Source organism: Streptomyces sp. NPDC003284 (genome assembly GCF_053589675.1).
The window spans coordinates 1-12529 of the sequence record NZ_JBSFSI010000026.1 but is presented as its reverse complement, the minus strand read 5'-3'; the positions used below and the strand labels follow the sequence as shown (position 1 = coordinate 12529).

Sequence of the window (12529 nt, the reverse complement as noted above, 5' to 3'; positions counted from 1 at the left end):
GGAGGCGACCGATTTCGGTACCGCACCCGCAGGAGAATGAACCGAAGAGCCCCCGCACCACGTGTCCCAGATGGCCATGGGCGAACGTCCCCGTGGCACGGCAAGGCCGAAGGCGAGGGAGAACCGCTCCGATGCACCAGCAGGACGAGACGTCCCCGGGCGGGAGCCCCGAGCGACTGGTCGACGGCCGCTACCGGCTGCTGTCCGTCCTCGGCGAGGGCGGCATGGGTGTCGTCTGGCGCGCCCACGACGAGGCGCTGCACCGCGAGGTCGCCGTCAAGGAGGTGCGCGCGCCCGCCGGACTGCCCGTCGCGCGGGCCGAGCGGCTGTACGCCCGGCTGGAGCGCGAGGCGTGGGCCGCCGCCCGGGTCCCGGCCGGCAACGTGGTCACCGTCCACGACGTCGTCTCCGACGGCGGCCGCCCCTGGATCGTGATGGAATTCGTCCGCGGCCGCTCCCTCGCCGACCTGCTGCGCTCCCGGGGCAGACTGGAGCCCCGGGAGGCCGCGCGGATCGGCGCCGAGGTGCTGGCCGCGCTGCGCGCCGTGCACGGCGCCGGGGTGCTGCACCGCGACGTGAAACCCGCCAACGTCCTGCTCGCCGACGACGGCCGGGTGGTCCTCAGCGACTTCGGCATCGCCCGGATGGAGGGGACCGCGGGGCTCACCATGGCCGGGGAGGTCGTCGGCTCCCCCGAGTACATCGCACCGGAACAGGCGCTGGGCCGCGCCCTGGGCGCCGAGGCGGACCTGTGGTCGCTCGGGGTCCTCCTGCACACCGCCGTCCAGGGCCGCTCGCCCTTCCGCAGGGACGACGCCCTGGCGACCCTGCGCGCCGTGCTTGACGAGGAACCGCCGCCACCGCACCTCGCCGGGCCGCTCACCCCCGTCATCGGGACCCTCCTGCGCAAGGACCCCGCCGAACGGGCCACGGCCGAACAGACCGCACGGGACCTGCGGCTCATCGCCGCCGGAAGCGCGCCGGGAACGGACACCGCGCCCACGGCCCCCGCGCTCACCCCGGCCGACGGGCCGGACACCGTCCCGCACCTCGCGGTCACCGCCACGGACGCGGCCACTGTCCCGAACGCGGCCACTGTCACGGGCGCCGCAGCGGTGCCGAGATCCGACGCACACCCCGGGCAGGAGCCCACAGCGCCCCGTCCTCCGGCACCGGACGACACGGTGACGAGCACCTCCGCTGCACCCCTCGCGCCGCCCCCGCTGGACCCCGCGGCCACCCATGCCGCCGCCGCACCGCACCCCGCACCACCGGCCACGCCTCCCGCCCGGCCCACGAACCGGCGGCGCACCCGGCAGGCGCTGACCGTCGCCGCGGCCCTGTGCGTCCTGCTCGCCGCCGGACTGGGCTACGCCGCCACCCGGAGCACCGGCGGCGACCACCGGGCCGACGCGGGCACCACCGCCACGGAACAGTCCGGGCGCGCGGCCGGTACCGGCGCGGACGGCTCCGGCACCGGCGCCGCGGCCGAGCAGCCCGTGGCCGTCACGGTCAGCGGTACGCACACGACGTACGCCGGAGCCTGCCCGCCGCCGCCGGAGCAGGCGCCCGCCTTCACGGCCACCTTCACCGTGACGGAGCCGCCCGTGCGGTTCGCCTACCGCTGGGTGTCGGTGGGCGGGGCCGTGGTCGACCCGAGCTGGCGGACCCTGTCGTTCCCGGCGGGCGGCCCCCGCACCCACCAGGAGACCGTGCGGCTGACGGCGTACGCGAAGGAGGGCAGGCTGTCGAGCGCGATGGCGGTGGAGATCCGCACCTCGCCGCAGACGGTGTCCGGCGCGGTCCCGTTCACGCTGACCTGCGAGCCGTCCGCGGACGGCGCCTCCTGAGGAGATGAACCCGGCGGGTCCCGGATTCCGTTCCTGTGATGGGCCGGTTCCGTCGGCGGACCGGCCCGGTACCTCTCCCGTGTCCTCCAGGAGTACGAGTGTCGTCGGTCATCGTGGGACGCACCGGTCCCTTCACCGGTCAGAGCCTGGTGCTGGGCGCCGCTCCGCTGCGCTTCGGGCGCAAGAGCGACAACGACGTGGTCATCGTCAGGGCCAGCGCGTCCCGGCTGCACGCCGAGATCGTCCTGGAGGGCGACACCCACGTCCTCCACGACCGCGCCAGCAAGAACGGCACGTACATCAACGAACAGCCCGTCGTACGGCACGCGTTGACCGCGGGCGACATCATCCGCATCGGCGATGAGACCTTCCTGTTCGACACGGAGGAGGCCATGGAGACGGTCATGGCCCTGGCCCCGCCGGACCCGCCCCGCCCCGGACCGGCCGCCGGCCCCGGGGAACTCCGGGTCACCGTCGCGGGCGGCGGCCCGGTCGGACTCGCCTTCGCCCTGCTGCTGGAGGACGCGCTGCCGGGACGGGTGTCCGTCACCGTCCACGACGGACGGTGGACCGAGCACGGCTCCACCGTGGTCTGGAAGGACGAGACCCACGGCAACGTACGCCGACAGCAGGTCGTCACCGTCCAGAGCAGGCAGTACCTGGCGCTGACCGAGGAGATGCGCACGGCGCTGTTCGGCGACGCGGAGCACTTCTCCGAGATGTGGCCCGTCGGACCCGACTCCGTCGAGGGCCGCCCGCCCCGCAACATCCGGATCGCGTACGTCGAGGACCGGCTGCTGGAACTCGCCGCCCGCAAACCGGCGATCCGGCTCGTGCCCCGGCGCTTCGACGCCGCCGAGTACGAGAAGCGGCCCGTCCGGGACCATGTCCTGGCGATCTGCGAGGGCGGCCGCTCCCGCACCCGCGAGCACTACGCCGACCGGTTCGGCGCGGCCGACGCCTCCATCTACTCCCTGGACGGCGAACACCTCCAGGACGTCGTCCTGGGACTGCGGGTCAAGTCCTCGCTCACCGACCGGATGAGTGTGCTGCTGACCGTCGCGCAGAACAGGTTCCTGCTCAACTCGCTGCGCGGCGAGGGCTTCCTGAACATGCGGCTCACCCGCGAGGAGGCCCGGAACGTGATCGGTATCGATCCCGTGCGCCAGGTCTTCGAGGAGTGTGTCGCCGCGCGCCCCTGTGTGATGAGCCGCCACGGCGACAACGAGTTCGTCTGCCCCACCCACGGCACCCTCTTCCTGCCCGCCCTGCTGCGCGGTTCGCCGCTGTGGCGGCGGATCCAGGAGGGGCTGCGGCTGTTCGGGGTGGCCGAGGACGACCTGAGCGCCGTCACCTCGTTCCGGCTGGACATGGTCCAGCGGCCCCGGTTCACCGCGCAGATCGGCCGGGCCACGGCGACGGACCCGGGAACCTACGGATTCCTGCTGGGCGACGCCGCCAACGCCATCCACTTCTGGCCCGGCCGCGGCCTCAACAGCGGCCTGGCCTCCGCCACTTCGCTCGCCCTCTCGCTCAGCCGCGCCTGGCGGGGCAAGCCGCTGCGCGACGCGGACTTCATCCGGCACGAGGCGGCGATGTCGATGCTCCAGTACCGGCACAAGAGCCGCGCGTGGAACGCCATGGTCACCACCGACGACCAGGGCGTCACCCGGGCCATCAAGGACATCGTCGCGGCCAGCCAGGAGCCGTCCCCGGACCCGGCCCCGTCCCCCGACCCGGCCCCCGGCGCCGCCCGGGGCCCGGACCCGGACCGGGCGGGGGAGACGTCGGACCTGGACGCGCTGCTCACCCGGCTGACCGCCATCCGCGCACGCCTGGCGCCCCGCCTCCCCGGCATGCCCACCGACGAGGAACTCCGCGACCACCTCGGCGGGCTCCGGCCGTCGACCCTGCGCACCCTCCTGGCCAGCGGCGCCTGGGACACCCTGATCGTCGGCGGCGAGGAGGCCGACATCAACCTCTTCTACCAGGAGAACCCGCCCCTCTACGTGGCCCGCCCCGCCGACCCCCGGGCGGACCCCCGGGTGGCCGGTCCCTCCTTCGCCCCCGAGGAGGCGCTCACCCCGTGAACACCACCCGCAGGACCGTCCTGTTGACCGGCGCGACGGACGGCCTCGGCCGCGTCCTCGCGCACACCTTCGCCGCGCGCGGCGACACACTGATCGCGCACGGCCGCAGCGCGGAGAAGGGCGCCGCCCTGCTGGCGGAGCTGCGCGCGGCCACCGGCAACCCCCGTCTGCACTACGAACGCGCCGACTTCTCCTCGCTGGCCCAGGTGCGCGACCTCGCCGACCGGGTCACGGCCGGGCACGGGCGGCTCGATGTCCTGGTGAACAACGCCGGGATCGGCTCCCCGCCGGTGCGCGAGGAGAGCCGGGACGGTGCCGAACTGATCCTCCAGGTCGACTACCTGGCCCCGTACCTGCTCGCCTGCCGGCTCGCGCCCCTGCTGGCGCGGTCGGCCCCGGCCCGCGTCGTCAACGTCGCCTCCCGGGGACAGGCGCCGGTCGACTTCGACGACGTGATGCTGGAACACGGCGAGTGGGACGGCATGCTCGCCTACGCGCGCGCGAAACTGGCGCTGATCGCCTTCACCTTCGACCTCGCCGAACGGCTGCGCGGGACCGGGGTGACCGTCAACGCCGTGCACCCGGCCTCGCTCATGCCGACCAAGATGGTGCCGCCCGGCTTCCCGCACCGGAGCACGCTGGAGGAGGGCGCCCGCCATACGCTGCGGCTCGTCGACGACCCGGAGCTGGCCGTGGCCACCGGCCGCTACTACGACGGCGACCGGCCCGCCCGCGCGCACGAGCAGGCGTACGAGGCGACGCCCCGGGCCCGGCTGCGGGCGCTGGCCGAGTCACTGACCGGGGAACCCCTCCCCACGGGGACGAACCTCGGCTCCGAGTGAACCCCGGACCCCACGGCATCCGTTGATCCTTTGGAGAACGATCAACGATGTACCGAACAAGGGGAACAGTGTGAAGCTGCGCAACAAGCGCCTCGCCGGGATCGGCCTGGCCGTGCTCGCCGCGGGCGTGACCGCGCTGGGCACCACCACGGCGGCGTCCGCCTCGGCGGCGAACAACCCCGGCCAGATCGGTGTCTGGAACGTCGGCTCGGGCTGCGACGCCGCCAAGTACGAGTTCTGCATCTACACCGACGCCAACTACCAGGGCAAGTCGGTCGGCATCCGGTGGGGCGAGCGGGACACCTGGATCGACCTCAAGGTGGACATCGGGGCGTCGATGTACCGCAGCATCTCCTCGGTGAAGAACAACACCAACTACGTCTGGGCCCTGACGGCCGACCCGCGGGACTCGCAGGTCGGCCTCAGGGTGTCCTCCTTCCACAAGCTGCCGAACCTGGCCGACTTCGGCTACGACAACAAGGCCGGTGGCCTCGGCATCTGGAAGGAGGCCGGGTCCGGTTCCTGACCCGGCGGCCTCCGGCCCGCGGGCCGCTCACCCCTCCTCTGCCAGCTCCAGCTCGATGACAGGAAGCAGGACATCGGGCCGCGCGATGGGCAGCGTGAGGGTGAGAGTGCCCGCGGGCTGGCCGGGCGGCGCCATGTTCACGTGCTCGTGCTCGGCGCCGTCCAGCTCGTGGAAGCGGATCTCCGAGCCGTCGTGCAGGAGTTGGGCGTAGCGGACCCGGCCCGCGAGCCCCGGCAGATGGAGGTGGCTGAGCGGCCAGGCGAGCAGATGCAGGTAGAGGCGGCGGCCCACCCGCGTGCATAGGGTGTTCGGCGGGGCCGGCAGGCCGCTCGGACCGGCGCCGCGCACCGACCGCTCGTGCAGGGCCAGCCACGCGCCGATGGCCTCCAGCGTCCCGCGCGCCCGGGGGTCGAGGGCGCCCCGGCCGGTGGGGCCCACGTTGAGCAGCAGGTTGCCCCCGCACGCCACGGACTCCACCAGCATCCGCACCAGCAGCGCCGGGTCCTTGTACGCGTGGTTGTCCCGGTCGTAGCCCCATGAGCCGTTCAGGGTGTGGCAGGCCTCCCAGGTCACCGGGGCGCCGTCCCGCTCCAGCGGCCGGTCGGGCTGGTACTGCTCCGGGGTCACGTAGTCGCCGGGGATGCCCAGCCGGTCGTTGACCAGGATGTCCGGCTGCAACGCACGCACCATGGACAGCAGTTCGGCCGCACCCCACTCCTCGGGCCCCTTTCCGGGGTAGGTGAAGTCGAAGAAGAGCAGGTCGATCGGGCCGTACCCGGTCAGCAACTCCCGCACCTGGCCGTGCAGATAGGCGCGGTAGCGGGCCATGTCGCGCGGCTCGTCCGCGGCCGGGGTGCCGCGCAGCGGATGGTGCTCGTCGACGGTGAAGTCCGGGTGCTGCCAGTCCAGCAGCGAGTAGTACAGCCCCACCCGCAGTCCCTCGGCGCGCATCGCCTCCACGAACTCCCGCACCAGGTCGCGTCCGACCGCCCGCTGGGAGGTGTACGAGGTCAGCGCCGAGTCGTAGAGGCAGAACCCGTCGTGGTGCTTGGCGGTCAGCACCACGTAGCGCATCCCCGCCGCGCGTGCCGCGCGGGCCAGCTCGCGCGCGTCGAACAGATCCGGTTCGAACCGGTCCAGATAACGGTCGTACGCCTCCTGCGACATGGTCTCCCGGCTGCGCACCCACTCGTGCCGCGCGGCCAGGCTGTACAGCCCGAAGTGGACGAACATTCCGAAGCGGGCGGTCTCGAACCATCCGGTGGACGCTGTGGGCACGGCAACTCTCCTGGCGCGGACGGCGGCTTTCACCGGTCCGGTGTCGTCTGTCGTCTGTCGTCTGTCTTCTGTCTTCTGGCGTCTGTCTTCTTGCGTCTTGCGTCTGTCTTCTGTCCCCGACAGCCGATGATGCCACCGGAGCCCGAGCGGGCCTCGGGCGGTACGGGACAGGCGCCCGGCGGAAGCGTTCCGCCGGGCGCCTGTCGTCGTACGGGGCCGCTCAGCCCGCCGGGAGCTGCCACTTCTGCTGCTCGGAGGCCGCGCACGTCCAGATCTGGAGCCTGGTGCCGTTCGCGGAGCTGGCCCCGGTCGCGTCCAGGCACCGCCCGGACAGCGCGTTGACCAGGGTGCCGTTCGCCTGCGGCGTCCACTTCTGCCCGGCCGAGGCATCGCAGACCTGGAGGACGACCGCGGTACCGCTGGCGGTGCCGTTGCCCGAGACGCCCATGCAGTCGCCGAGGGTCTGCACGGTGCCGTCCTGGGCGGCGGTCCACTGCTGGGAGACGCCCGTGCCGCAGGTGTTCAACTGCACCTGGGTTCCGGCCGCGTTGGTGGAGCCGGAGCCCGCGAGGTCGGCGCACTTGCCGCCGATGCCGGTCACCCGCCCGGTCGGGCCCTGGACGGGCACCTGCCAGCGCTGGTTGTCGGAGCCCGCGCAGGCCCAGATCTGCAACGGGGTGCCGTTGGCGGAGCTGGGCCCGGTGGCGTCCAGACACGTACCCGACTTCTTCGACACCAGACCGTGGTTCACGGCCTGCTGCCACTGCTGGGCGGGGGAGCCGTCGCAGGCGGCCAGCACCACGCGGGTGCCGTTCGCCGTGCCGCCGCCGCTGAGCGCCATGCACGTCCCGAGGACGCGCACGGTGCCGTCCGGGGCGGGCGTCCACTGCTGCGAGGCGCCCGTGCCGCAGGTGTTCAGCTGCACCTGGGTGCCGGGCGCGGTGGTGGAGCCGGAGCCCGCGAGGTCGGCGCACTTGCCGCCGTACCCGGCGATGCGGCCGGTCGGCCCCTGCGCGGCCGGGAGCTGCCACACCTTGGCGTCGGTGACCGGACCGCAGTTCCACAGCCACAGGACCGCGCCGACGGCCGACGAGGTGTCCTTGACGTCCAGGCAGCGCCCGGACAGGTCGTTCACCACGCCGCCGTCCGGGCCCGCGTGCCACTTCTGCGCGGCCGAGCCGTCGCAGACCGCGAGCACCACCGGGGTGCCGTTGCCCGCCGTGCCGCCGCCCTCGGGCGTCATGCACCGCGAGTCGAACACGCGCAGCGTGCCGTCCTGGGCCACCGTCCACTGCTGGGACTCGGCGCCGCCGCAGGTGTTCAGCAGGAGCCGGGTGCCCGGCGCGGCGCTGCCGCCGTCCGAGTCGGCGCACATGCCGCCGATGCCGGTGAGGTGGCCGTGCGGCCCGGCCGGGACGGCGGGCGGGTCGAAGCGCTGCCCGGCCACCGAGGTGTCGCAGGCGCGGGTGAGCAGCGGTGTGCCCTCGGCGGTCGCCGAGCCCTTCACCTCGGCGCACAGCCCGGACGCCTGGTTGACCAGGGTGCGTCCGGAACCCGCCCGCCACTGCTGGACGGCGGAGCCGTCGCAGGCCGCCAGCACCAGGGCGGTGCCGGCCGCGCCGCTGCGGCCCGCGGGCATCGCGCACTTGCCCTGCACCCACAGGGAGCCGTCGCGTCCGGCGATCCACTGCTCGTCGGCGCCGCCGTCGCAGGCGCCGGTCTGCACGGGTGTGCCGTTGGCCAGGCCGCCCGCGTGGCGGACACATGTGCCGCCGACCGCGCCGAGGGTGCCGACGGGCCCGGCGGGCGCCGGGGAGACCGGGAAGTCCAGGCCGATCGACGTCCTGCCCAGGTGCCGGGGCAGCACCGCCGGTGCGCCGCCGACCTGCTGGAAGGGGAGCGAGGTGACGGGGGCCGAACCGCGCTCGATCAGGTAGGCGTGTCCGGCGCGCGCGGGCAGGGTGAACGTACCGGCGGTGGAGAACGGCACGACCGTGCTGCCGTCGGCGGCGTCCACGACCCCGGTCGACTGGCCGGCCCACGGGTTGCGGGTGACGAACGAGGCGTCCCGTCCGGCTTCGAGCACCACGGTCACCGGTGTGCCGCCGCGCGTCTGCACGTCCACCTTCGCGCCGTCGTGCACGGTCACCGTGCCGTCCACGTCCCAGTCGGCGGGAACGGCGGGCGCGATGCGCAGCACGTCGTCGTAGTCCTGCACCAGGGCCTCGTTGAGAGCGGCGGCGATCACCCCGCCGCTCTCGCTGTACGGCTCGTGGCCCACCTGCACGTTGTTGTTGCTGGCCAGCCCCGACGGGTACAGCTGGTTGGTGGCGTTGAAGAGGAGCCCGTCCTTGACCGCGTCCGCCGTGCCGAGGCGGGCCGCCTGGAGCGCGTCGAAGCTCCAGTTGGCGTCGTTCGGGTACTGGCGGTGCTCGAAGGTCCGGCCGGCCAGGGTGTGCAGGGGGCCGGTGTCGCCGATCAGTCCGTAGGGCCAGACCGCTTCCAGGTCGAGGTTCTCGGAGTTGTGCGTCGGGGCGGCCGGCTGGGCGGAGACGGCGATCACGTCGTCCCCGGCGGCGTCCGCGTCCGGGGTGAGGACCTTGGTGTGGGTGGCCGCGTCGGTGCGCGGCAGCGGCGGCAGTTTCTGCTGCGCGGCGGTGAGCTGGGTGACGAGGTCCGCGTCGGTGCCCAGTGCCTTCGCCGCCGAGACCACCACCGGGAACAGCGCCTGCATCGCGGCGACATCGGTGACCGGGTCCTGGACGTCCCACTGCGTCTCGTGGGCGTTGGCCCGGGTGTGCAGCAGCCCGTCGGCGCCGGTGGTGGCGTACGACAGCAGGAAGCGGGCGCTGTCGCGCATCAGCGGATAGGCGTCCTTGAGGAACGCCTGGTCACCGGTGGTGCGGTACTGCTGCCACAGCGCGAGGGACACCTCGGCGCCGGTGCTGACCGTCTGCGCGTTGTACGAGGTGACGCTCGCCTCGCAGGAGGCGTTGGCGGTGCCGCCGTCGAAGTAGCCGTTGCCGTTGAACCGCATCGTCTCCGGGACACACGCACCCGGGCGGCCGGACATGTGGTCCTTCGTCCATGCCTCGATCGCGGCCAGGTTCGAGGTGTACAGCCGGTAGTACGGCGTGTTGAGCTGGGACACACCCGAGGTGAGGTTGGCGGCGGCCTGCATGCGCAGGTTCCACCACCAGTAGCTCTCCGGGGACCAGTCGTGCTGGTCGCGGGAGAAGGAGAACAGGTCGGCCACGCCCGCCTGGGTGCCCGGCAGGGCCGCCCGGCTGCTCGCCGCCGCCTGGTAGAGGTGGACCGTGCGCAGGTTCTCCAGGTACGGGCCGGTGCCGTCCGCCGACTCGATCTTCATCGTCCCGGCCCGCGACCAGAAGTCGTGCCACCAGGCGAGGTGCGGGGTGAGCAGGGAGGAAGCGGACGCGGTGGCGTCGGTGCCCAGAGAGGAGGCGGCCGTCGCGGGGGCGTCGCCGCCGCTCCAGTGCGGCGCGGCGACGACGACCCGGAAACTGCCGTCGGCGGCGGGCTTGAACGACACCTGTACGGAGTCGCCGTCGCGCACGGAGGACGTCACGTCGCGGCCGCCCGCGGTGACCGCGAGCAGCGTGCCGTACGTGTCGCCGGTGCCGCCGGTGCCGGAGTCCTGCCAGGTCTCGGCGAGCGTGCCCACCGGCCCCGAGGCGGCGGCCGAGGGCGAGCGGCCCTCCCACAGGTCGCCGCCGACCGTCTGGGTGCTGTCCGGGTCGGCGCCGGTGACGTCCACCACGAGCTCGTCGCGGTCCGCGCGGGTGTAGACGGTCGCGGTCATCCCGCCGCCGCTCTCCCGCAGCACACCGTCGTACAGGTCGAGCCGCGCGGAGAAGTCGTCGGCGCCGGTGAGCTTCTTCAGACCGGGGATCGTCACCTGGCCGGGAGACCTGCGGTCCGGGAAGGTGTCGGCGCGGTTGAGCTGGGCCGTGAAGCCGTCCGCGGCCCAGACGGCGGCGCCCAGCACGCCGTTGCCCAGCGGCATCGACTCGGCCGGTTCGGTACCGGGCCGGCCCAGCACCACGTCCGAGCGGCGGACCGCGTTGGCGCGGTCCACCTGGAAGGCGCCGTCGTGCCAGGCCGTCGTGGCCGCGGCGGCGGCCCGTCCCGCGGCCCCCTGACCGGCGGTGGCCGGGGCCGTGACCGGAGCGGCGGCGGCGGCGAAGGGCGCGGGCAGCAGCGCGAGCACCAGCGCGCCCAGCGCGCCCGGCAGCCATGCCGTCGAGCGCGCTCCACGGGGCCGCCCACGGGCGGCACATGTCATTTCTCTCACACCTCGTGCAACGTGTGCCCACAGCGGGGGGTTCACGCGCGGGCACACGTGCCCGCGATACGTCATTTGACTGCGGACATGTCGCGCCGGACGCCGGACGGCGCGGAACCGGCCGGAAGAACGTGAGTCATCAGACGGATACCGCCGGAACCGGGCGCAGCCATCCTGGGAGCGCGGCCCGGCACCGCGTGGACGGAACCGGGACGGCGCCACCGCGGCGCTCCACCTGCGAAGGGAACACCATGCCGTTCATCACGGTCGGCCAGGAGAACACCACCGACATCGACCTGTACTACGAGGACCACGGCACCGGCCAGCCGGTCGTCCTGATCCACGGATTCCCGCTGAGCGGCCACTCCTGGGAGAAGCAGTCCGCGGCGCTGCTCGACGCCGGCTACCGCGTCATCACCTACGACCGCCGCGGCTTCGGCCAGTCGAGCCAGCCCACCACCGGCTACGACTACGACACCTTCGCCGCCGACCTGAACACCGTCCTGGAGACCCTGGACCTGACCGACGCCGTCCTCGTCGGCTTCTCCATGGGCACCGGCGAGGTCGCCCGCTACGTCGGCACCTACGGCACCGCGCGGCTCGCCAAGGTCGCCTTCCTGGCCTCGCTGGAGCCCTGGCTGACCAAGAACGACGAGAACCCGGAGGGCGCGGCGCCCGCCGAGTTCTTCGAGGAGGTCTCCCGGACGGTGAAGGCCGACCGGTACGCCTACTACACCGAGTTCTACAAGGACTTCTACAACCTGGACGTCACCCTCGGCAGTCGCATCAGCGAGGAGGCCGTGCGCAACAGCTGGGACGTGGCCGCGGGCGGCGGCGCGTACGCTGCCGCCGCCGCCCCGCTGACCTGGGGCACGGACTTCCGCGCCGACATCCCGAAGGTCGACGTCCCCGCTTTGATCCTGCACGGCACCGCCGACCGGATCCTGCCGGTCGAGGCCACCGCGCGGCCGTTCCACAAGGCGCTGCCCGCCGCCGACTACGTCGAGGTCGAGGGCGGCCCGCACGGCCTGCTGTGGACGCACGCGGCGGAGGTCAACGAGGCGCTGCTCGCCTTCCTCGCCAAGTAGCCGCGACGGCGCCCCGCGGGCGGCCCGGCGCCCGCGCGGCGCTGGGCCGCCCGCGCGCAGGTTCCGCCAGGTGACCCCCGCCGGCGCCGTCCTCCGGGACCGCGCCGGCCGAGGCGTAAAGTGGCCCGAGCGGTGCCGGGCACGGCCGGGCCGCGCGGAAGTGCGTGGGGATGCGGAAGTGACAGACGGCGGAGCGGCGGGATTCCAGCGGGCGCGCAGTGCGGAGCAGCGTGAGGCGCGCAGGCGGACGATCCTGGCGGCCGCAGCGGAGTCGCTGGAGGAGATGCCGGTCGGGGACGTCAGCCTGCGGGAACTGGCCCGCCGTGTGGGCCTGTCCAAGACCAACGTCGTACGGTACTTCGAGACCCGCGAGGCCGTCTTCTTCGCCCTGCTCAACCAGTCCTTCGACCAGTGGCTGGACGAACTGCCCGCCGACCTCGCCGCGGCCGCCCCATCCGGACCGGCGTCGCCCGCGTCCGTGACCGACGCCCTGGCCCGCTCCCTCGCCCGCCGCCGCCTGCTGTGCGAACTCCTCAGCTCCCTGGGCAC

The 12529-nt window shown here is 73.6% G+C and carries 8 protein-coding genes; 6 read left to right on the top strand and 2 right to left on the bottom strand.

Annotation, left to right across the window (positions count from 1 at the left end; genetic code table 11):
* Positions 1 to 131: 131 nt before the first annotated feature.
* The 4 genes from ACWDYF_RS33625 to ACWDYF_RS33610 all read left to right on the top strand — a co-directional run bounded on the left by ACWDYF_RS33625 (position 132) and on the right by ACWDYF_RS33610 (position 5308).
* Positions 132 to 1850, top strand: a complete 1719-nt coding sequence (locus ACWDYF_RS33625) for a serine/threonine-protein kinase (RefSeq protein WP_389473483.1) — start codon at positions 132 to 134, stop codon at positions 1848 to 1850.
* A 98-nt stretch (positions 1851 to 1948) separates the two neighbouring features.
* The gene (locus ACWDYF_RS33620) at positions 1949 to 3940 is read left to right on the top strand and encodes an FHA domain-containing protein (protein ID WP_389473486.1); all 1992 of its coding nucleotides are present in this window, start codon (positions 1949 to 1951) and stop codon (positions 3938 to 3940) included.
* On the top strand, positions 3937 to 4782 hold the full coding sequence (locus ACWDYF_RS33615; protein WP_389473489.1) for an SDR family NAD(P)-dependent oxidoreductase: 846 nt from the start codon (positions 3937 to 3939) through the stop codon (positions 4780 to 4782). Before ACWDYF_RS33620 ends, ACWDYF_RS33615 begins: the two co-directional genes overlap by 4 nt.
* A 70-nt stretch (positions 4783 to 4852) precedes the next feature.
* Positions 4853 to 5308 (top strand): peptidase inhibitor family I36 protein, encoded by a 456-nt coding sequence (locus tag ACWDYF_RS33610; protein WP_389473491.1) that lies wholly within the window; start codon positions 4853 to 4855, stop codon positions 5306 to 5308.
* A gap of 27 nt (positions 5309 to 5335) precedes the next feature.
* On the opposite strand, the gene ACWDYF_RS33605 is transcribed toward ACWDYF_RS33610, so the two are convergent.
* Together ACWDYF_RS33605 and ACWDYF_RS33600 are read right to left on the bottom strand one after the other, a co-directional pair.
* Entirely contained in the window at positions 5336 to 6586 is a 1251-nt protein-coding gene (locus ACWDYF_RS33605; protein ID WP_389473493.1) for an alpha-L-fucosidase, read from the bottom strand.
* A gap of 220 nt (positions 6587 to 6806) precedes the next feature.
* A complete protein-coding gene (locus ACWDYF_RS33600) occupies positions 6807 to 10892 on the bottom strand; it encodes an RICIN domain-containing protein (RefSeq protein WP_389473495.1) in 4086 nt (1361 codons plus the stop codon).
* A 251-nt stretch (positions 10893 to 11143) separates the two neighbouring features.
* Between ACWDYF_RS33600 and ACWDYF_RS33595 the strand changes: the two genes are divergently transcribed.
* Both ACWDYF_RS33595 and ACWDYF_RS33590 read left to right on the top strand, forming a co-directional pair.
* Complete coding sequence (locus tag ACWDYF_RS33595; protein ID WP_381742030.1) at positions 11144 to 11980, top strand: alpha/beta fold hydrolase; 837 nt, start codon at positions 11144 to 11146, stop codon at positions 11978 to 11980.
* Between the two features lie 178 nt (positions 11981 to 12158).
* A partial coding sequence (locus ACWDYF_RS33590; protein WP_389473498.1) for a TetR family transcriptional regulator occupies positions 12159 to 12529 on the top strand: 371 nt, incomplete at its 3' end.

Coding starts and splice junctions, on each gene's coding strand:
- ACWDYF_RS33625 (WP_389473483.1), top strand. CDS start 132: ATGCACCAGCAGGACGAGACGTCCCCGGGCGGGAGCCCCGAGCGACTG.
- ACWDYF_RS33600 (WP_389473495.1), bottom strand. CDS start 10,892: ATGACATGTGCCGCCCGTGGGCGGCCCCGTGGAGCGCGCTCGACGGCA.
- ACWDYF_RS33595 (WP_381742030.1), top strand. CDS start 11,144: ATGCCGTTCATCACGGTCGGCCAGGAGAACACCACCGACATCGACCTG.